The organism is Caulobacter sp. ALps2 (assembly GCF_058681635.1).
In genome coordinates this window covers 4,300,199-4,320,038 of sequence record NZ_CM178743.1, presented here as the reverse complement: position 1 = coordinate 4,320,038, position 19,840 = coordinate 4,300,199, and the positions used below count along the sequence as shown (strand labels likewise).

Sequence of the window (19,840 nt, the reverse complement as noted above, 5' to 3'; positions counted from 1 at the left end):
GGTTTTCAGCTTACCAGTTGATGGCCAGGCGCGCGTAGACGAAGCGGCCGTTGAAGCCGAACGGCGAGAAACTGGACCACGGGTTGCCGCCGCTGGTGTTCAGGTTCGGCGGAACCTGGGCGGGGTACTGGTCGAACAGGTTGTCCGCGCCGACCGAGACGGTGGCGTGCTCGCCGAAGCGATAGCGGCCTTCCAGGTCCACGACGCCCTGGTTGCCCGTGTACCAGTCGCCGCTGCCGTCGGCGGCGGTGCCCGGCGACAGGACGTCACCGTAGAAGGTGGTGCGCAGGGTCGCGCCCCACTGGTCCTTGCTCCAGTCGCCTTGCAGCGAGACCTTGGTGCGCGGCGTGCCCTTCTCGAAGCGCAGGGTGGCCTGCCGCGCGAACAGGGTCACCGGCGTCGGCAGCACGGTGGTGGTCGGGGTCCGCAGGACATTGAAGTCGTTGACATTGGCCGCGGCCGTCAGGTCGAACGTGCCGGCCTGGTCGTCGACGATCCGGTAGCGGGCCACCACGTCGACGCCCTTGGTCTTGGTGTCGACGCCGTTGGTGAAGTAGCGCGCCGCCGACGCGCCGTAGGGGGCCAGCAGGTCGAAGATCACGCGGCCGTTCGTGCCCACCGCGGCCGTCGCCGAGCCCGTCAGGGTCTCGGTCAGGACGATGCGGTTGTCGACGTCGATCTGATAGGCGTCGACCGTCAGCTCGAAGGCGCCCTTGTGATAGACCGCGCCCAGCGAGAAGTTCTTGGACTTCTCCGGTTCCAGCGGCTTGCCGCCCAGGGCCGCGCCGACCTGGCTGAGCGAGGGATAGGTGCCGGTCTCGAACGGCACGGCCGTCGTCACGCCGCCGACCGTCTGGTTGATGTACAGGATGGAGGTCGAGGTGAAGTACTGCTGCTGCAGGCTCGGAGCCCGGAAGCCCGTCGAGGCCGCGCCGCGGATGGCGAACGAGTCGGTGAAGTCGTAGCGACCCGACAGCTTCCAGCTCGTGTTGGTCCCGAAGTCGGAATAGTCCTCGTAGCGGATGGCGGCCGAGCCGGTCAGCTTCTCGGTGATCTTGCCTTCCAGGTCCAGGTAAACGCCGACGGCGTCACGATCGACGTCGACCGCGTTGCTGGGCGTGAAGCCGGTGAAGCCGCGCGAGCCGAACGACAGGGACGGGGAGACCGTGCCGCGTGCGTAAGAGGCCACTTCGCCGGCGTTGATCTTGTAGCTCTCGCGGCGGGCCTCCACGCCGAAGGCGACGTTCAGCGGACCGGCCAGGCCGACCTCGAACTCTTGGCTGGCGTCCAGGCCGAACACGATCTGGTCATAGGTCAGGCCGCCGGCCTTGAAGCTGGTCGGCGAGGTCGGGCCGTACGACGGGTTGATGGTGTTCTTGACCCCGAAGTCGAGGTCGTTCTTGCCGTAGACCAGGTTGGTGTCGAGTTTCCAGCCGGCCAGCTCGCCGCGCAGACCGACAGCCGCCGTGACGTCCTCGGTGTTGGTCGTGATCAGCGGCAGGTAGCCGTTGGGATAGACGCTGGGGATGTTCTGGCTGGCGTCGGTCGGCAGGCGATAGGTGGCCGAGGCCTCGGCGTCGCGCTGCTGATAGCCGTACCAGCCATAGGCTTCCCAGTTGTCGCCGATCGGCTTGCCGGCGTTGGCGTAGAAGCTGACCTGCTCGACCTCGGGATCGCCGAAGCGCGAGGTGACGCGCTGGGGCGTGACGCGGGTGTCGGTGTCGCTACGGTTGGTGAAGTCGCGGTCCACATATTCGGCCGATAGCGTCAGGAAGCCGTCCGAGCCCAGTTTCAGGCCCTGCCAGCCGGCGACCGTCTTGGTCACGCCGTCGCGGCGCTTCTGCTTCTGGCCGGTCTGCAGGCCATCGAAGCTGGTGATGTACTTGCCGGTCGTGACCGTGACGCCGCCGCCATGGTCGGCTTCGCGCAGGCGCAGGTTGACGACGCCGGCGATGGCGTCCGAGCCGTACTGGGCGGCGGCGCCGTCACGCAGGACCTCGATGCGGTCCAGGGCGACGGACGGGATGGCGTTCAGGTCGACGGCGGCCGAGCCGCGCCCCACCGAGCCGTTCAGGTTGACCAGGGCCGTGGCGTGGCGGCGCGTGCCGTTGACCAGCACCAGGGTCTGGTCCGGGCCCTGGCCGCGCAGGACGGCGGGGCGGACCGAGTCGGTGCCGTCGGTGTTGGACGGGCGCGGGAAGTTGATGGACGGCACCGTGGCGGCCAGGGCGGCGGCCAGTTCGGTGCTGCCGCGCTGTTGCAGCGTCTTGGCGGTGACCACGTCGACCGGCGCCAGGCTGTCCAGGCGCGAGCGACCCGCGGTGCGGGTGCCGGTGACGATGATCTCTTCGACATTGGTGTTGGCGTCGTCGCCGCCAGCGGGGGCGGCGGTCTGGGCTCGGGCCGTGGCGGCGAAGGCCGTCAGCGAAGCGGCGGCCAGCAGCAGACTTCTGTAGCGCATGAGATATCCCCTCTTTTTTGTCGGGGATGACGGCCATTCGGCCTGGCGCCCCCGAAGGGGTTCAACCCCCATCGAGAACATGGGATTTGACACTTATGCGAACAAGCTAAGCATTTCTGGACAATTGTGCAGAAAAAAACGGCGCGGATCGCTCCGCGCCGTTTCTCGATAAAACCTGTTATCCCGGAAGGGATTAGGCTTCGTAGTGGTCGCCTTCGAACGAGCCGGCGCCGCCTTCCGCCATGTCTTGGGCGGCTTCGGCTTCGGCCGCGCGATCTTCCTCGAACTGCGAGTTGATCACGTTCTCGCCGCGCGCTTGGCGCTCGGCTTCGTCGGCGCTGCGCGCGATGTTGAGGGTGACCGTGACGGTCACTTCAGCGTGCAGCTTCACCTTCACTTCGTGGACGCCCAGCGTCTTGATCGGCTTGTCCAGCACGACCATCGAGCGGTCGACCTTGCCGCCTTCGGCCTTGATGGCGTCGGCGACGTCGCGGCCCGCGACCGAACCGTACAGCTGGCCGCTTTCGCCAGCCTGACGGATCAGGACGTACTGCGTGCCGTCCAGCTCTTCGCCGTTCTTGGCGGCCGATTCGCGGTTCTTCACGTTGCGGGCTTCGATCTCAGCGCGCTGAGCTTCGAAGTTGGCTTCGTTGGCCTTGGTGGCGCGCAGAGCCTTGTGACGCGGCAGCAGGAAGTTACGGGCGAAGCCGTCCTTCACGGTGACCACGTCGCCCAGGACGCCAGTGCCTTCAACGCGTTCGAGCAGAATGACTTTCATCGTGGTGTCTCCCTTACTTCACGACGTAGGGGAGCAGAGCCAGGAAGCGGGCGCGCTTGATGGCCTTGGCCAGCTCGCGTTGCTTCTTGGCCGACACCGCGGTGATGCGCGACGGGACGATCTTGCCGCGCTCGGAAACGTAACGCTGCAGCAGCTTCACGTCCTTGTAGTCGATCTTCGGCGCGTTGGCGCCCGAGAACGGGCAAACCTTGCGGCGACGGAAGAACGGGCGGCGAGCGCCGCCAGCGGCGGCGGCCGGCGCGGCGCCGGCTTCGGGAGCAGTCGTATCGGTCATGATCTCTTTCTCCCTTACGCTTGAGCTTGCGCTTGCGGCGCGAAGTCTTCACGCGGACGTTCCGGGCGATCGCCACGGTCACGACGGGCCAGAACCGGCGACAGTTCCAGGTCCAGCTCTTCCACGCGGATGGTCATGAAGCGCAGCACATCTTCATTGATGAGCAGCTGGCGCTCCATTTCCTTCACGGCCGGCGCCGGGGCGTCGATCGCGAGCAGGGAGTAGTGGCCCTTGCGGTTCTTCTTGATGCGGTAGGTGAGGTTGCGAAGGCCCCAGTACTCGATCTTGGCGATGTGGCCGCCATTCTCTTCGATGAGGGTCTTCAGTTGCTCGTTCAGAGCTTCGGCCTGTTGCGGCGAGATATCCTGCCGCGCGATGACCACGTGTTCGTAGAACGCCATGTTTTCCTTCTTCCGTTGTGGAAGGCGGCGCGGCAGTCGGCGGAAGTCCGACGTCCACGATGGATCCCGCACACCGAGCGGGTAAAACCCGGTCCCGGATGGGTGCGTGCGAGACCGCCTTCCGTGAGAACGCGCGCTATTACAGAAGACGGGGCCGAAAGGCAAGCGGCGTCGGGCTTTTGGCGTGAAAACGGGCGGCGCGTGAAAATGTCGGGAGGGCGACGCCGCGCCGTCTTCAATCCCTCAAAGGGGTATGCTAGCAGGCGAGCATGGGTATCGGGACACCCTTCGTGATCGCGTTCGCGACGGCGCTGGCCGTGGCCGCGCCCGCCTGCGCGGAACTCATCCAGAAGCCGGCCATGTCGGTTTCGGCCCACGAAGGCCGTTTCGCCGGCTATTCGGCGGCGCTGCCGCTGGATCTTTCCACCGACACCGAGAAGGTCGCCCTGACGGTCAGATCCTCGGGCATGCTGGACAACCCGACCTACGACTTCGACCTGAACCTGTCGAAGAAGCCCGACGCCGACCGTGTGGGCGAGCGGTCCATGGCCCTGGGCGCCTCGTGGAACCAGGACGAGGCCAGGCTGCGCTCGTCGATGTCGAAGATGTTCGGCTTTGGTCTGCTGCCGCGCGCCAACTATGTCCGGGTGTCGATGGACATGGACGCCAGCCAGGCCATCGCCGTGCCGGGCAAGATCCCAGTGGCGCGCGCCAACATCCGCTCATCCCTGACCCTGGACGGCCGGCCGATCGGCTCGATCGCCTTCGGTGGCGGCTCCCAGGGCGAGGAGGGCGTCGACTTCAGCATCACGCGCCCGTTCGACATTCCCGCCGAGCTCACGGTCAGCTTGCGGGGCGTCAACAACGAGCGCGAGGCCTGGCGGCTGCAGGACGCCCGCGCCATGGTCAAGCTGGTGAAGGCGAGCTGGTAGCGTCCAGCTTCCGGTCCTTGCTCCCTTTGCCTCTTTTGGCCGTCACGGCGGCGAAGCGCTCCAGATACTCGGGGTGCTCGGTGCCCATCAGCCTGTCCCACCAGGTGAAATAGAGGCCATAGTTCCAACCCGCCTGGGCGTGGTGCAGGTCATGGTGGGTCACGGTCGTCACGAATGGAATCAGAGGGCGGCCGTCCTTGCGGGCGGGGAACAGCTCATAACCCGCGTGGCCGATCGTGTTGCGGACGATCTGGTGCAGCATGAACAGCCCCACGACTGGCCACTGGGTCGGGACCAGGATCATCCACAGCGGCACGAACACGCCGTTGATGAAGGCCTCGCCTAGGTCGAAGCTGTAGGCGGTGAACGGCGAGGGATTGTTCGAGCGGTGATGCCGCCGGTGGAAACGCCGGAACAGGCGGCGGTCGTGGATCAAGCGGTGGGTCCAGTAGAACCAGGCGTCGTGGGCGACGATCATCAGCGCCAGGCTGGTCCAGAACCACACCGGTCCCCAGCCTTTGGCGATGTAGGGGCCAGCCAGCCAGCCAGCGCGGAACAGGCCGAAGGTCAGCAGGCCCAGGGTCGAGAAGATCATGATCGAGCGGATCGAGGTCAGAAACTCGATCAGCAACTGGCGCGCGGCCGGGCGGCTGTCGCGAATCTTGCGGCCGGCCAGCGGGACCGCCAGCACCACCCACAGGGCCAGCCAGACGCCAACCGAGAAGATCACGTATCGGGTGACGTCGACCTGCATGGAGGCCAGCCAGTTGCGGGTGAAGGGGAGGAGGGCGTCGAGCACGTCGTTGGGCTCCAGGACGGTGAGAGACGCCTCCAGGGAAGCGGCCGGCGCCTCGACCGTCGCGCCGAACTCGAAATCAGGCCCGCTTGTCGGTTTTCGAGGAGGCTTCGCCGATTTCGACCAGCCGCAGGTGCGGGATCACCGGGGTGACGTCCTGGCGCCAGGCGGTCGGGGTGACGCCGGTGGCGGCGCGGAAGGCGCGGTTGAACGGACCCAGCGAGGCGAAGCCCAGGTCGTAGGCGATGGTCGAGACCGACTTCAGCGCTTGTTCGGGGTCGGAGAGCACGATCTTGGCGGCCGCGATCCGCCGGCCATTGACGTAGTCGGCGAAGTTGCGATGGCCCAGCGTGCCGTTGATCAGTTTGCGCAGACGATGCTCGGGCGCGCCGACCAGGGCCGCCAGCGCGCCGATCGACAGGTCCTCGCCGCGCCAGACCTCGTTCTCGTTCATGGCCTTGTCCAGGCGGGCCAGCACCAGGCGATCGGCGGGGGTGAGGTCGAGCGCCTCGGCGGGTTTGACGATCGGCGCTTCGCCGGCGGCCGGCGAGGCCTGGACAAGCACCGGCTCGGCGCGCAGCAGGGCCAAGGCCGAGCCTATGCCCAAGGCGGCCAGGGCCAAGGCCTGGACCAGGCTGGGCAGCACCGGCCCTTGCCGGAAGCCGAAGTCGCACAGGGTCTGGATGAACATGTAGCTCGCGGCGGCCCCGGCGATCGGCGCGCGCAGGTGGCGGCGGCGCTCGACCAGATCGATCCGCCAGCCACGCCAGGCCATCACCAGGATGTGGACGTGCAGCGCGATCGAGGTGGCCGCGAAGAACCACCACATCGCCGCGCGCAAGGGGATGTCGGGCAGGAAGGCGCCGCCCAGCCACTGGACGAACACGCCGGCGGGGATGGCGAAGCGCCAGGGTGGGATCTTCGCCTCGTCCTCGAACAACACCGAGCAGAACAGCCAGAAGACCGCTGCCTCCATGGCCCCGAGGCACCAGGTCACCAGGCTAAAGTGGCGATGCTGCGTGTAGTAAAGCTGGCTCTCGAGAGCGTGGGCGATGGCGCAGACCATCACCAGGACGCCAATCCAGCGTGTCGGCGTCATCTTGCGGCTGGCGGCCAGCGCGGCGCCGGTGGCGGCGAAGGCGCCGATCGCGATGCTGCGCGCCGCCAGTTCGAATTGGGCGGGATCGGTCATGGAACGATCATGAACGCCGGCGCGCGCGAGCCTCAACCCGCGCGGCTGGCCGGAACCTGAAAAGCCTCGCCTACTTCTTCTTGTAGGCCTTCACCGCGTCCATGGTCTGGGTGACGTGGCCGGCGAAGTTGCCGTCGGTGTACGACATCAGGATCTTGCCGTCCGGCGCGATCACGTAGGACGTACGGTTCGACCAGTCGGGCTTCACCATCATCGCCACGTCGTAGCTTTTGATCAGCGCCTTGTCGGCGGCGGCCACCGCGAACTTGTCGCGGCAATGCTCCTTGGAGAAGTCCTTGATGCGGTCGACATTGCCGGCCGTGACGCCGATCACCGTGGCGCCCAGCTTTTCGAATTCGGGCGTGGCCTCGGCGAACTCGTGAGCTTCGGCGGTGCAGCCCGAGGTGTAGGCGGCCGGGAAGAAGTACAGGACCACCGGGCCCTTCTTCAACGCCTTGGCCAGCTTGAAGTCGAAGTCCTTGCCGGCCAGCGCGGCCTTGGCGGTGAAGTCGGGCGCCTTGTCGCCGACCTTGAGGGCGGCCAGGGCGGGGGAGGCGGCGGCCACGGCGAGGGCGGCGGCGGCGATACCGGCGAGCAGACGGGACATCGGAAGCTCCAGGGGGAGGCGGTTAACGGTCACGCCTTGGATAACCCCATTCTCCCGTCTTCCAAACCGCTACCTTCGTCGTTACCTGCGTTGGGCCAAGCGGGGAGAAACACGTGACTGCGGATGAGACCCAGGTTCCGACCTTGGCCGAATGGGCCGGTGGTCCAGAGCGGTTGAAGGTGTTGTTCGAGGCCTTCTACGCCAAGGTCCCCAACGACCCGATGCTGGCTCCGGTCTTCGCCCACATGGACCCCGCCCATGCCGCCCATGTGGCTGCCTTCGTCGGCGAGGTGTTCGGCGGCCCCAAGGCCTATACCGAGACCGGCGGGGGCCATGCCGCGATGATCCGCAAACACATGGGCCGCCATCTGACGCAGGAGCAGCGGCGGGCCTGGGTGGCGCTGATGCTCGAAACCGCCGACGCCGTGGGCCTGCCCGACGATCCGGAGTTCCGCGCCGCCTTCGTGGGATATCTGGAGTGGGGCACGCGCCTGGCGGTGATCAATTCGGCCGAAGGCGTACCCGAGCCGGACGGCGAACCGCCCATGCCAGTCTGGGGATGGGGCCCGCCGGGAGGCCCCTGGCTGGGGTGACCGCGTTCGCCTGACTTGCCGCCCGGCGGCCTTTGGCCTAACCCTCCCGGCCTTGAATCTCTAAAGGACGGAGCGGGCTTCCATGAGCATCGCCTTCATTTTCCCCGGCCAGGGCAGCCAGTCGGTCGGCATGGGCGTCGATCTCGCCGAGGCCTTCGCCAGCGCCCGCGAGGTCTTCCAGGAAGTCGACGACGCCCTGGGTCAGAAGCTGTTCGCCCTGATGAAGGAAGGTCCCGAAGGCGACCTGACCCTGACCGAGAACGCCCAACCGGCCCTGATGGCCGTCAGCCTGGCCGTGACCCGGACCCTGGAGAAGGAGTTCGGCATCGGGATCGACAAGGCGGCTTTCGTCGCCGGTCACAGCCTGGGTGAATATTCGGCCCTGGCCGCCGCCGGCGCCATCAGCCTGGCCGACACCGCGCTTCTGCTGAAGCTGCGCGGCCAGGCCATGCAGCGCGCCGTGCCGGTGGGCGAGGGCGCGATGGCCTCCTTGATTGGTCCGAAGACGGATCTCGCCCTGGCTGAAGCCGCCGCCGCCGCCGGCTCGGAAGTCGGCGTCTGCGTCGTGGCCAACGACAACAACAACGGCAATGTCGTGATCTCCGGCTCGAAAGCGGCCGTCGACAAGGCCATCGAGAAGGCCAAGGAGCTGGGCGCGCGGGCCATTCCGCTGAACGTCTCGGCGCCGTTCCACTGCCCGCTGATGCGGCCGGCCGCCGACGAGATGGCCGAAGCCCTCTCGAAGACGACCATCATCGCCCCGCGCACGCCGCTGGTCGCCAACATCACCGCCGCCCCGGTCCACGACCCGGACGTCATCCGCAAGTTGCTGGTCGAGCAGGTCACTGGCCGTGTCCGCTGGCGCGAGAGCATGACCTGGCTGGCCACGGATGGCGGCGTCACGCGTTTCGCCGAAGCCGGCGCTGGCAAGGTGCTTTCGGGCATGGCCAAGCGCATCGCCCCGGACGCCGAGGCGACCCCGCTGAACACGCCCGCCGATCTCGAAGCCTTCGCCCAATCTCTCTGAGATAGAGCCGCTGTAACTAAAAGGAAGACCGACAAATGTTCGATCTGACCGGCAAGACCGCTCTCGTCACCGGCGCCACCGGCGGCATCGGCGGCGCCATCGCCAAGGCCCTGCATGAACAGGGCGCGCACGTGGTCCTCTCCGGCACCCGCGAATCGGCCCTCTCGGAACTGGCCGCCCAGTTCGGCGAACGCGTGTCGTTCGTCGCGGCGAATCTCTCCGACTCAGGCGCTGTCGACGGTCTGGTCGCCAAGGCCGAGGAAGCCGCCGGCGCGCCGCTGGACATCGTGATCGCCAATGCCGGCGTCACTCGCGACGGCCTGCTCGTCCGCATGAAGGACGAGGACTGGGAGACCGTGATCAAGGTCAATCTGGAAGGCTACTTCCGCCTGGCCCGCGCGGCCGCCAAGGGCATGATGAAGCGCCGCGCCGGTCGCATCATCGGCATCACCTCGGTCGTCGGCGTCACCGGCAACCCCGGCCAGACCAACTACGCGGCCTCCAAGGCTGGCATGATCGGCTTTTCCAAGGCCTTGGCCCAGGAACTGGCCAGCCGAGGCGTGACCGTGAACTGCGTGGCCCCCGGCTTCATCGCCAGCCCGATGACCGACGCCCTGAACGAGCAGCAGAAGGCCGGCATCCTGTCGACCATTCCCGCCGGCAAGCTGGGCGAGGGGAGCGATATCGCGGCTGCGTGCGTTTTCCTGGCCAGCGACCAGGCTGGCTACGTCACCGGCCAGACCTTGCACGTCAACGGCGGCATGGCCATGATCTAAAACCGCTGCTCGTTCCTTCGGTCTGCCGCTAGCAAGCCGAAAAGGAACGTGATAGGCGGAGCCCGACAATTCCTGCGAATAGCGTGGTCTTCGCCTCGCTGTTCATGGGCCGAAATTTTCTCAACGAGGGACTAACAGAATGTCCGACATTCTCGAGCGCGTGCGTAAGATCGTCATCGAACACCTGGATGCCGATCCCGAGAAGGTCACCGAGAAGGCTTCCTTCATCGACGACCTGGGCGCCGACAGCCTCGACAACGTCGAGCTGGTGATGGCGTTCGAAGAAGAGTTCGACATCGAAATCCCGGACGACGCCGCCGAGCACATCCAGACGGTTGGCGACGCCGTGAAGTTCATCACGGAAAAGACCGCCTAATAGGCGGTCGAGTTCGCTAGTCGAACCTGACCATTTCCGCCGCGTCGCACGGGCTCTTGCCATCGTGCGCGCGGCGGTTTTCGTTTGAGGCCCTAAATACTGGCCAGGGATTCGCGGCTGGCGCGCCTGGGGGTAACGCCCCAAATGCTACATCCCGCATCGAAGGTTTGGGAGTGATCCATGCGTAGAGTTGTCGTCACGGGTATCGGCCTGCTGACCCCTCTGGGCCACGGTGTTGACGTGACCTGGAAGAACATCCTCGCCGGCAAGTCCGGCGCCAACCGCATCACGGCCTTCGATCCGACGGACTATGCCTGCAAGGTCGCCTGCGAGGTTCCGCGCGTCGATGGCCGCGGCGGCGGCGGCCCGGACGTCGAGGGTTCGTTCGATCCCGACCAGACCATGAGCCCGCGCGACCAGAAGCGCGTGGACGACTTCATTCTCTACGGCATCGCGGCGGCCGACGAGGCCATCAAGGACTCGGGCTGGGTTCCCGAGACCGACGAGGACAAGTGGCGCACCGGCGTCATCCTGGGCTCGGGCATCGGCGGCCTGTCGACGATCGCCGACACCGCGCTCGAGCTGGAGGCCAAGGGCCCCCGCCGCGTCAGCCCGTTCTTCATCTCCTCGGCCCTGATCAATCTCATTTCGGGGCAGGTCTCGATCAAGTACGGCTTCAAGGGCCCCAACCACGCGGTCGTGACGGCCTGCGCCACCGGCGCCCACGCCATCGGCGACGCCATGCGCCTGATCAAGTACGGCGACGCCGACGTGATGGTGGCCGGCGGGGCCGAAGCGGCCATCTGCAAGGTCGGCATCGCCGGCTTCATCGCCTGCCGGGCCGTCTCCACCGACTGGAACGACACGCCCGAGAAGGCCTCGCGCCCCTATGACAAGGACCGCGACGGCTTCGTGATGGGCGAGGGCGCCGGCGCGCTGGTGCTGGAGGAGTACGAACACGCCAAGGCGCGCGGGGCCAAGATCTACGCCGAAGTCGTGGGCTACGGCCTGTCGGGCGACGCGCACCACATCACCGCCCCGTCGGAAGACGGCGAAGGCGGCGGCCGCGCCCTGGCCTCGGCCATGAAGGACGCGGGCCTGAAGCCCTCGGACATCGACTACATCAACGCCCACGGCACCTCGACCATGGCCGACGGCCTGGAAGCCGGCGCCGTCGAGCGCTTCCTGGGCGACCACGCCAAGAACGTCGTCATGTCCTCGACCAAGTCGATGACCGGCCACCTGCTGGGCGCGGCCGGCGCGATCGAGGGGATCTTCTCGATCCTGGCGATCCGTGACCAGATCGCCCCGCCGACCATCAACCTCGACAATCCCGATGTTCACGTCGCCATGAACCTGGCGCCGAACAAGGCCGTGCCGATGAAGATCGACGTGGCCGTGTCCAACAGCTTCGGCTTCGGCGGCACCAACGCCACGGTCGTGTTCAAGAAGGTCTCGTGAGCAAGAAGCCGTCGCCCCCCCGCAAAGCCCCCGCGCGCACCGGTCGCCGGGAAACCGCCTCGGTGGGACGGCGGCTGATCCGCGCCCTGTTCGGCGCCTTCACGACCCTGGTCGTGATCGGGATGGTCGCCATCCTGGGCGCGGCCTTCGTCTATAACGGTCCCGGTCCGGCCGCGAAGACCGGCGACAAGACGACCGTCATCCTGCGCAAGGGCGCCAGCCTGCCCGAGATCGCCTCCAGCCTGGAGCGCGGCGGGGTGATCCGCTCGTCGTCGATCTTCATGACCGCCGCCAAGGTCACCGGCGCGGCCCGCACGCTGAAGGCTGGCGAGTACGAGTTCGCCTCGCGCGCCTCGATGGCCCAGGTGCTGGACGTCGTCCGCCGCGGCCGCATCGTTCGCCATTGGATCACCATCCCCGAGGGCCGCACCTCGGACATGGTCATGGACATCCTCAACGCTTCCGACGTGCTGGTCGGCAGCGCCGCGACCCCGCCGGAGGGCGCCATCCTGCCCGAGACCTACGAGGTCCAGCGCGGTGAGGATCGCGCCGCCGTCCTGCAACGCATGATGGACGACCGCGACGACCTGCTGAACAAGCTCTGGGCCCAGCGCCAGCAAGGCCTGCCGTTCCAGACCAAGGAGGAGGCCGTCACCCTGGCCTCGATCGTCGAGAAGGAAACCGGTCTGGCCGCCGAGCGCCCCAAGGTCGCGGCGGTGTTCGTGAACCGCCTGCGCACCGGCATGCGGCTGGGCTCGGACCCGACGATCATCTACGGCATCTCGCGCGGTCGCCCGCTGGGCCGTGGCATCCGCCTGTCGGAGCTGCAGCGCCTGACGCCGTACAACACCTATCTGATCGACGGCCTGCCGCCGACGCCGATCGCCAATCCGGGCCGCGCGGCCCTGGCGGCGGTGCTGGATCCGCCCAAGACCGGCGACCTCTATTTCGTCGCGGACGGCACCGGCGGCCACGTGTTCGCCTCCACCCTGGAGCAGCACAACGCCAACGTCGCCAAGTGGCGCCAGATCGAGCGTGATCGCGCCGGCGAAGCTGTTCCGCTCGTGCCGGCCAAGCCGGCGGGGAACTAGGGCCATGCCAATCTCCGGGATGACGGGCTTCGCCCGGGTCGAAGGCGCTCACGGGGCCTGGACCTGGGCGGTCGAGGCGCGCAGCGTCAACGGCCGCAACCTCGAGACCCGCTTCCGTGGCCCGCCCGGCTTCGAGAGCCTGGAACGCGCCGCCCGGGAAGGCTCGCAAGGCCGCTTCCAGCGCGGCCAGCTGACTGTCAACGTCCAGGCCAAGCGCGCCGAGACCTCGGGCGAGACGCAGGTCAATGTCGCGACGCTGGAGCGCTATCTGCGGGCCGGCGATCCCTATGTCGCCACCGGCATGGTCGCCAAGCCCACGCTTGACGGCCTGCTGGCCCTGAAGGGCGTCATCGAGGCCCGCGAGGACGAGGACGACGCCGAGACCCGCGCCGCCGTCGAGGCCGCCATGGCCGCGTCGATCGCCCTGGCCCTGGACGGGTTGAAGACCGCCAGGCTGGAGGAGGGCGCGTCCCTGGATCCGGTGCTGAACGGCCTAGTCGACAAGATCGAGGACCTGACCGGCCAGGCCGAGCGCGAGGCCGGCGGCCAGCCGGCCGTGCTGAAGGAGCGCTTCGCCCGCCGCATGGCCGAACTGGTCGGCGAGGCGGCCAGCGAGGAGCGTATCGTCCAGGAAGCCGCCGCCCAGGCCGTGAAGGCGGACGTGCGCGAGGAACTGGACCGCCTGGCCAGCCACGTCGTGGCGGCGCGCGGTCTGCTGTCGGGCGAGGGCGCATCGGGCCGCCGGCTCGACTTCCTCTCCCAGGAATTCATGCGAGAATCCAATACCCTCTGCTCGAAATCGGCCCTGACCGCCCTGACCGCGATCGGTCTGGAGCTGAAAGCCGTGATCGAGCAGTTCCGCGAGCAGGTCCAGAACGTTGAATAAGCCCCATCACCCTCATCGCGGTCTGCTGCTGATGGTCGTCGCCCCGTCGGGCGTCGGCAAGACGTCGTTGACCCGCCGCCTGGTGGCCGACCACAACGACCTGCATTTATCGATCAGCTACACGACGCGCGAGCCGCGCCCGGGCGAGCACGACGGTCGCGACTATCACTTCACGACGCGTGAAGCGTTCCAGGAGATGATCGACCAGAACGCCTTCCTCGAGTGGGCCGAGGTCTACGGAAATTTCTACGGCAGCCCCAAGCCGCCGATCATGCAGGCCCTGGAACGGGGCGAGAGCGCGTTGTTCGACATCGACTTCCAGGGCGCCATGAAGGTCCACGCCCAGGCCGAACGGGACAGCGTGCTGGTCTACATCTTGCCGCCGTCGCTGGCCGAGATGAGCCGCCGCCTGCACGCGCGCAGCCAGGACAGCGAGGAGGTCATTCACCGCCGCCTCTCACGCGCCAAGGACGAGGTCGCCGCCTGGGAGCAGTTCGACTACGTCATTCTCAATGATGATTTCGACCGCGCCTACGCGGATCTGGCCCACATCTATCACGCCGAACGTCTCAAGCGGGCTCGCAACCCGTGGATCGGCAATCTGGTGGGCGATCTCCTCAAGGAAGAGATCTAGAACGCTAGCGGCGGGCCCAGAGCCCGCCGCCGCGGGCCTCGACGCTTAGAGCGCGCGACGGCCGAAGATCAGGTGGTACAGCGCCAAGATGACGACGGCGCCGATGGTGGCCACCAGCAGGCTGTAGAGGTTGAAGCCGGACACACCGGCGTTGCCGAACTGGTTGAACAGCCAGCCGCCGACGAACGCGCCGACGATGCCGAGCACGATATCCAGCAGAACGCCGCTGCCGGAACGGTTGACGAGCTTGCTGGCGATAAAGCCGGCGATCAGGCCCAGAAGGAGCCAGGCGAGAATGGACATCGTAGGGACTCCGTGAGCGGCCGCCCTGCGCGGCCTTGCCCAATCAAGTCCCGGATGGTCACGTTAGTTCCCCGAAGGGGCTAGCGTTTGATGCGTTCCTGCACCAAGGCGATCAGCTTCTCGGCCGGCGGCCGGCCGAACGCGATGAACAGGCCCGAGCCCAGAACGGCTCCGATCAGGAAGGTCAGGTCCATAACGCAAAAATCCCCTACGACATGGGGAACCTATTGCAGACGCTCCGTGGCCAAGCCAAGGCGACATCAGGGCGCTGCGACGATCGGTCGTTCAGGACACCCCCGTGCTTTCACGAGACCATGGGTGGCGCGATAATGGTCATCACACAGGTCAGGCCGCTCGGCGCGTAGTCGGTCTCCACCGAGCCAGCCAGATCACCCTTCAGGCTGGCGGCGATCAGGCGCGAGCCGAAGCCGGTGCGCTTGGGCGGCGAGACGGGGGGGCCGCCAGTCTCGCGCCAGGTCAGGATCAGGCGCGTGCGGCCGTCCAGATGCCAGGCCACCGCCACGCGGCCGGCCTCGGTCGACAGGGCCCCGTACTTGGAGGCGTTGGTGGCCAGTTCGTGGAAGATCATGGCCAGGGCCACCGCGGCGTTGGGCGCCAAGGGCAGGGGTGGGCCGTCCAGGGAGGTCTGGTTGGCGTAGGGCTGCAGGGTCTCGGCCAGGAGTTCCCCCAGGTCCGCGCCTTCCCAGTTGCGGCGGGTCAAGAGGTCGTGGGCCGTGGCCAGGGCGTGGATGCGGTCATTGAACTGGGTCAGGCCCGTCTCGCCGCCCTCCCGCAGGCTGTGGCGGGCCAGTGACTGCACCACGACCAGGGTGTTCTTCACCCGATGGTTCAGCTCATTGATCATCAGCTGCTGACGCTCCGCGGCCTGGCGAGCCTCGGCCTCGCGAGCCCGCAGGGTGTCGGCGGCGGCCTGCAGGGAGCCGCGCACCTCGGCGATCTCCTGCAGGTGCGAGGGGGCGGGATCCAGCGGCGCCCCGGCCGCCAGGGCCTCGGCCTCGCCGACCAGGCCGCGCACATCGCGCGAGATGGGCCGGGCGAAGGCGAGGGCGGCGATGACGCCCAGGGCGATCAACAGGGCCGCGGCCGCGACCGCCGGGCCCAGGGAAGCCAGGACGGTCCGGTTCAGCTCCTCGCGCGGCACCCCGACGATGAAGGTCCAGCCATAGGTCGGCGAGCGGCTGAAGGCCGACAGGGTCTGGACGCCGTCCAGGGTGTGGGTTCGCACGACGCCATCGTTGGCGCGGGCGATGGCCTTCCGCATGTCCGGGCTCGCGCGCCGGCCCAGCATCTTCTCCTGGTCACGCGAGCGGGCCACCAGGGCGGCGTCGCGATCGACGATGCTGGCGGTCCAGGTGTCGGGAAAGGCCTGACCGGTCATCAGGGCGTGGAAGGCGGCCGGGTGCTGCATATAGGCCAGGACCAGCAGCTTCCCCCTGACCAGGACCGGCACGTTGGTGCCGATCAGCGGGCCGGCCCCGTGGCGGGGGATCAGGTTGCTGACGTTGGACTTGCCCGTGGTCATCTCGCGCCACGACTTCGGCGTGACGGGAGCGATAGGCGTGCGCGCACCCGGCGGGATCCTGGTGTTGATCAGCTGCCGATCCATGGTCATCAGCACGATCCAGCCCTCGCGGCCCTTCACCGCCTCGCGGGCCTGCTTTTCGAAGGTCGCCAGGTCGCCCTCGGCCAGGGCGGGCGAGACCGCCAGACCCTGCAGCACGCTCTGGCCCTGGCCGATCTGACGATCGGCGGCCAGGGACAGGGCGCGGGTCATGGCGACAAGCTGGGTGGCGAAACGGCGCTGGCCTTCGCCATACTGCACGGCCACCAGGGCGCCCATCAGCAGGATAGCCGGGGCGGCCAGGGTCAAGGCCATGAAGAGAAGGCGCCGCGCGACCGTGGAAGGCGCCTTCGCCGCACTAATGGTGGTCACGTTCGCCCCGCTCAGCCCGAGGTTAGGCTGGAGAGCGCGAGGCTTAGCGTCAATAGCTTTTGACGCAAGAGATTACGCGTGTCGGCCCGCCAGCATCCAGATCGCCATGGCGATCATGAACAGGTTCTCTGTCAGGGATACGAAGCCCAGCGGAACGTTGCTGTCGCCGCCCACGCAGGCGCATTTGAGCTCACGTTTGTCGACATAGACGGCCTTGAAAACCGACACGGCGCCGATGCCGCCGATGAGGAGGCCCAGCGGCGCGGCGAACCAGGTCAGGACGCCGGCGGCCATCAGTACGCCCGCCGTCAACTCGGCGAACGGATAGACGTAGCCGTACGGGACCCAGCGACGGGCCAGGAGGTCGTAGTTCAGGAACATGGTCGAGAAGGTCTCGACGTCGCGCAGCTTCAGCATCGCCAGCAGGCTCATGGAGAAGGCCACGAACCATTCGGCCGCGCGAACGGTCAGCGGCGCGCCGAAGGCCGCCTGGCTGGCCGCCAGCGCGATCAGGGCGGCGACGGCGAAGACGACCAGCACCGGCGTATAGGTCAGGGCCTTGGGATCGCGGACCTTTTGCCCGAAATGCTCGCGCAGGTCGTCGTAGCCGCCGATCCGCGTGTCGTCGATGAAGGCCTGGGGAGTGGTCTTGACCCCATGCTCGGCCTTGAACGCGTCGGTCTCCTCGCGGGTCTTCAGCCAATGGTCTTCGACCGCGTAGCCCTTGGATTTCAGCAGGTGCAACGCCTTGAGGCCGTAGGGGCAGAGGTGCTCGGGCATGACCATGCGGTACAGCACGGCGGTCTTGCCTAAGCCGTTCTCGGTGGGACTCATCGCTTCACTCCTTGGCTCGCGGCTCTTGCTCGCGATGGGACCCTTCCCATGTAGGTTCCGTACCATGGTACGGAGTCAAGGCATGGCTGGCACGATCGCGAACTTGGCCCGCGAAGGGGGCGTCGGCGTCGAGACGGTGCGTTACTACCAGCGTCGCGGACTCCTTCGAACGCCCCGGAAGTCCGGCGGTTCGGCGATCTCGGGCGGGATCCGACGCTACGACGCCGAGGACGTTCGGCGCTTGCGGTTCATCCGCCAGGCCCAGGCGGCGGGTTTCACCCTTGAGCAGATTGGCGAGTTGCTCGAGCTGGACGCCGGCCAGGATCGCGCGCGGGCCAGGGCTCTGGCGGCGGAGCGGATCGCGGCCCTGGACGCCAAGATCGCCGAGCTGCGGGCGGCGAGGACGTCGCTGGCCAGGTTGGCGCGGGCCTGCGCGGCGTCCGAGGCTGGCCCGTGTCCGATCATCGAAGCCTTCGAGAGGGCCTAGACGAGAATAGCCAGGGCCGAGAAGCCGAGCAGGGCGCAGGCGATGGACAGGCGGACGATCATGGAAGCCTCCCTGGCGGTGTATCGCCAGGAAGCGCCGCGCCAGATGAACGTAAGCTGAAGCTTAGTCCAGCGTCGCCCGCGCCAGCGCCAGGAACCCCGCCAGGTCGATGACCTCGGCTCGGGCGTCGGGACTGATCCCGGCTTTCTCGCACAGCGCGCCGCCGCCCAGGCCCTTGAGGCTGGAGCGCAGCATCTTGCGGCGTTGGCCGAAGGCGGCGGCGGTGACGCGCTCCAGGGCGGCCACGAGGTCGGCGGGGGGCGGATCGGCCTTGGGAACCAGACGGACCACGGCCGAGGCGACCTTGGGCGGCGGGGTGAAGGCCTTGGCCGGCAGGTCCATGACCGTCTTGACGTCGCATAGCACCTGGGAGATCACGGCCAGGCGCCCGTAGGCGTCATCGTCCGTACCGGCGACGATCCGCTCGGCGACTTCCTTCTGGAACATCAGGGTCATCGACAGCGGCTTGAAGGGCCCGGTCAGCCAGTTGATCAGCAGCTGGGTGCCGACGTTGTAGGGCAGGTTTGACACCACGTGGGCCGGGACGTCGCCGGCGGCCTTGGCGCCGTCGACCTTCAGGGCGTCGCCCTCGACCAGCTCCAGGCGACCGTCGGCGGCCTCTGACAGCTCGGCCAGCAGGGGCAGGAAGCGGCTGTCCTTCTCGATCGCCACGACGCGGGCGCCGGTCTCCAGCAGGGCGCGGGTCAGGCCGCCGGGGCCAGGACCGACCTCGACCACGGTGTCGCCCTCATGGACGTCAGCCAGGCGGGCGATCTTGCGCGTGATGTTCAGGTCCAGCAGGAAGTGCTGGCCGAAGCTCTTGCGCGCCATCAGGTCGTGGCGCTCCAAGGCCTCGCGCAGGGGCGGCAGGTCGGCCAGGCTCATTGTCTCAATCTTTCAGGCGCCGCGACGGGCGGCGATGTCGGCCGCCAGCTTGATGGCGGCGATCAGGCTATCGGGACGGGCCAGGCCGCGTCCAGCGATGTCGAAGCCCGTGCCATGGTCGGGCGAGGTGCGCACGATCGGCAGGCCCAGGGTGATGTTCACGCCGCCCCAGAAGTCCAGCATCTTGACCGGGATCAGGGCCTGGTCGTGGTACATGCACAGCACCCCGTCGTATCGGACGCGGGCTTCCGGATGGAACAGGGTGTCGGCCGGGGCGGGGCCGAAGCAGTCGACGCCCAGGTCCCGCAGGGCGCGGACGGCCGGGCCGATGATCTCGATTTCCTCGCGGCCCAGCGCCCCGCCTTCGCCCGCGTGCGGGTTCAGGGCGGCGATGGCCAGCCGCGGCTGAGCGATGCCGAAGTCGCGGCGCAGGGCCTGGGCGGTGACGAGCCCGCTGTTGACGATGCTTTCGACGTCCAGCGCGCCCGGAACCTTGGCGATGGCGGTGTGGATGGTGACCAGCGTGGCGCGCAGGTCGCCGGCGGCCAGCATCATCACGGGCCCGCGCGCGCCCTCGAAGCGCTCGGCGGCGGTCAGCTCGGCCAGGAACTCGGTGTGGCCGGGAAACTTGAAGCCGGCCTCGTACAGCGGGGCCTTGGCGATCGGGGCGGTGACCAGGCCCGACACGGCGCCCGACAGCGCCAGGCCGACGCCGGTCTCGATCCAGCGAATCACCCGCGGCGCGTGGCTGGGCGACGGCTGACCGGCCACGACCGGGGAGAGCAGGGGGATGTCGATCACCGGCAGGGCGTCGGCGAACACGCCCGCGACGTCCTGCGGTCGGGTCACGGTGCGGACCTTGACCCCGCCGCCGGCCGAGGCCAGCAGCTGGGCGTCGCCGACCACGACGAACGGCGGACCGTCCTGGCGCAGGGCGGCCCAGGCCTTGGCGATGATCTCCGCGCCGACGCCGGCGGGATCACCGGCGCTGAGGGCGAGGGGACGCGTCAC

At 67.9% G+C, this 19,840-nt stretch carries 22 protein-coding genes; 10 read left to right on the top strand and 12 right to left on the bottom strand.

Features of this window, described 5'->3' with window-relative positions:
- Nucleotides 1-10 precede the first annotated feature (10 nt).
- The 4 genes from ACW173_RS20420 to rpsF form a co-directional block, all read right to left on the bottom strand.
- A complete protein-coding gene (locus ACW173_RS20420) occupies nt 11-2,461 on the bottom strand; it encodes a TonB-dependent receptor plug domain-containing protein (protein WP_492081893.1) in 2,451 nt (816 codons plus the stop codon).
- A gap of 193 nt (nt 2,462-2,654) precedes the next feature.
- The gene (gene rplI / locus ACW173_RS20415; protein ID WP_492081892.1) at nt 2,655-3,239 is read right to left on the bottom strand and encodes a 50S ribosomal protein L9; all 585 of its coding nucleotides are present in this window, start codon (nt 3,237-3,239) and stop codon (nt 2,655-2,657) included.
- A gap of 13 nt (nt 3,240-3,252) precedes the next feature.
- Nucleotides 3,253-3,534, bottom strand: a complete 282-nt coding sequence (rpsR, locus tag ACW173_RS20410; RefSeq protein WP_172271605.1) for a 30S ribosomal protein S18 — start codon at nt 3,532-3,534, stop codon at nt 3,253-3,255.
- Between the two features lie 14 nt (nt 3,535-3,548).
- Nucleotides 3,549-3,935: a 30S ribosomal protein S6 gene (gene rpsF / locus ACW173_RS20405; RefSeq protein ID WP_492081891.1), complete on the bottom strand. Its 387-nt coding sequence runs from the start codon at nt 3,933-3,935 to the stop codon at nt 3,549-3,551.
- Nucleotides 3,936-4,204: 269 nt separating this feature from the next.
- On the opposite strand from rpsF, the gene ACW173_RS20400 reads away from it, so the two are divergent.
- Nucleotides 4,205-4,867: a hypothetical protein gene (locus ACW173_RS20400; protein ID WP_492081890.1), complete on the top strand. Its 663-nt coding sequence runs from the start codon at nt 4,205-4,207 to the stop codon at nt 4,865-4,867.
- On the opposite strand, the gene ACW173_RS20395 is transcribed toward ACW173_RS20400, so the two are convergent.
- From ACW173_RS20395 to ACW173_RS20385, 3 genes are all read right to left on the bottom strand, one after another.
- Nucleotides 4,842-5,666 (bottom strand): sterol desaturase family protein, encoded by an 825-nt coding sequence (locus tag ACW173_RS20395; RefSeq protein ID WP_492081889.1) that lies wholly within the window; start codon nt 5,664-5,666, stop codon nt 4,842-4,844. The two genes, ACW173_RS20400 and ACW173_RS20395, sit on opposite strands and share 26 nt — an antisense overlap.
- Nucleotides 5,667-5,742: 76 nt before the next feature.
- Nucleotides 5,743-6,855, bottom strand: coding sequence for a helix-turn-helix domain-containing protein (locus ACW173_RS20390; RefSeq protein WP_492081888.1), 1,113 nt, complete (start codon nt 6,853-6,855; stop codon nt 5,743-5,745).
- A gap of 70 nt (nt 6,856-6,925) precedes the next feature.
- On the bottom strand, nt 6,926-7,462 hold the full coding sequence (locus ACW173_RS20385; RefSeq protein ID WP_492081887.1) for a peroxiredoxin: 537 nt from the start codon (nt 7,460-7,462) through the stop codon (nt 6,926-6,928).
- A gap of 113 nt (nt 7,463-7,575) precedes the next feature.
- Between ACW173_RS20385 and ACW173_RS20380 the strand changes: the two genes are divergently transcribed.
- From ACW173_RS20380 to gmk, 8 genes are all read left to right on the top strand, one after another.
- Entirely contained in the window at nt 7,576-8,055 is a 480-nt protein-coding gene (locus tag ACW173_RS20380) for a group II truncated hemoglobin (RefSeq protein WP_492081886.1), read from the top strand.
- Between the two features lie 82 nt (nt 8,056-8,137).
- Entirely contained in the window at nt 8,138-9,082 is a 945-nt protein-coding gene (gene fabD / locus ACW173_RS20375; protein ID WP_492081885.1) for an ACP S-malonyltransferase, read from the top strand.
- 35 nt (nt 9,083-9,117) lie between these two features.
- Entirely contained in the window at nt 9,118-9,858 is a 741-nt protein-coding gene (gene fabG, locus ACW173_RS20370) for a 3-oxoacyl-[acyl-carrier-protein] reductase (RefSeq protein ID WP_492081884.1), read from the top strand.
- 139 nt (nt 9,859-9,997) lie between these two features.
- Nucleotides 9,998-10,234 carry an acyl carrier protein gene (locus ACW173_RS20365; RefSeq protein ID WP_004615098.1) on the top strand — a complete coding sequence of 79 codons (237 nt, stop codon included), beginning with the start codon at nt 9,998-10,000 and terminating at the stop codon, nt 10,232-10,234.
- 180 nt (nt 10,235-10,414) lie between these two features.
- Nucleotides 10,415-11,695, top strand: a complete 1,281-nt coding sequence (gene fabF, locus ACW173_RS20360; protein WP_492081883.1) for a beta-ketoacyl-ACP synthase II — start codon at nt 10,415-10,417, stop codon at nt 11,693-11,695.
- A complete protein-coding gene (mltG, locus tag ACW173_RS20355; RefSeq protein ID WP_492081882.1) occupies nt 11,692-12,786 on the top strand; it encodes an endolytic transglycosylase MltG in 1,095 nt (364 codons plus the stop codon). The genes fabF and mltG overlap by 4 nt, the downstream gene beginning before the upstream one ends.
- A 4-nt stretch (nt 12,787-12,790) precedes the next feature.
- Nucleotides 12,791-13,672: a YicC/YloC family endoribonuclease gene (locus ACW173_RS20350; RefSeq protein WP_492081881.1), complete on the top strand. Its 882-nt coding sequence runs from the start codon at nt 12,791-12,793 to the stop codon at nt 13,670-13,672.
- Nucleotides 13,665-14,306 (top strand): guanylate kinase, encoded by a 642-nt coding sequence (gmk, locus tag ACW173_RS20345; RefSeq protein ID WP_492081880.1) that lies wholly within the window; start codon nt 13,665-13,667, stop codon nt 14,304-14,306. The genes ACW173_RS20350 and gmk overlap by 8 nt, the downstream gene beginning before the upstream one ends.
- Nucleotides 14,307-14,351: 45 nt before the next feature.
- On the opposite strand, the gene ACW173_RS20340 is transcribed toward gmk, so the two are convergent.
- The 3 genes from ACW173_RS20340 to ACW173_RS20330 all read right to left on the bottom strand — a co-directional run bounded on the left by ACW173_RS20340 (nt 14,352) and on the right by ACW173_RS20330 (nt 17,397).
- The gene (locus ACW173_RS20340) at nt 14,352-14,609 is read right to left on the bottom strand and encodes a GlsB/YeaQ/YmgE family stress response membrane protein (RefSeq protein ID WP_125157860.1); all 258 of its coding nucleotides are present in this window, start codon (nt 14,607-14,609) and stop codon (nt 14,352-14,354) included.
- 304 nt (nt 14,610-14,913) lie between these two features.
- Nucleotides 14,914-16,563: a sensor histidine kinase gene (locus ACW173_RS20335; RefSeq protein ID WP_492081879.1), complete on the bottom strand. Its 1,650-nt coding sequence runs from the start codon at nt 16,561-16,563 to the stop codon at nt 14,914-14,916.
- Between the two features lie 72 nt (nt 16,564-16,635).
- On the bottom strand, nt 16,636-17,397 hold the full coding sequence (locus ACW173_RS20330) for a MauE/DoxX family redox-associated membrane protein (protein WP_492081878.1): 762 nt from the start codon (nt 17,395-17,397) through the stop codon (nt 16,636-16,638).
- A gap of 82 nt (nt 17,398-17,479) precedes the next feature.
- Here ACW173_RS20330 and ACW173_RS20325 point away from each other — a divergent pair, with 82 nt between their 5' ends.
- Nucleotides 17,480-17,884 carry a MerR family DNA-binding protein gene (locus ACW173_RS20325; RefSeq protein WP_492081877.1) on the top strand — a complete coding sequence of 135 codons (405 nt, stop codon included), beginning with the start codon at nt 17,480-17,482 and terminating at the stop codon, nt 17,882-17,884.
- 123 nt (nt 17,885-18,007) lie between these two features.
- Here the strand turns inward: ACW173_RS20325 and rsmA are convergent, their stop codons facing one another.
- Together rsmA and pdxA are read right to left on the bottom strand one after the other, a co-directional pair.
- Nucleotides 18,008-18,829 carry a 16S rRNA (adenine(1518)-N(6)/adenine(1519)-N(6))-dimethyltransferase RsmA gene (gene rsmA, locus ACW173_RS20320; RefSeq protein ID WP_492081876.1) on the bottom strand — a complete coding sequence of 274 codons (822 nt, stop codon included), beginning with the start codon at nt 18,827-18,829 and terminating at the stop codon, nt 18,008-18,010.
- 12 nt (nt 18,830-18,841) lie between these two features.
- The gene (gene pdxA / locus ACW173_RS20315; RefSeq protein ID WP_492081875.1) at nt 18,842-19,840 is read right to left on the bottom strand and encodes a 4-hydroxythreonine-4-phosphate dehydrogenase PdxA; all 999 of its coding nucleotides are present in this window, start codon (nt 19,838-19,840) and stop codon (nt 18,842-18,844) included.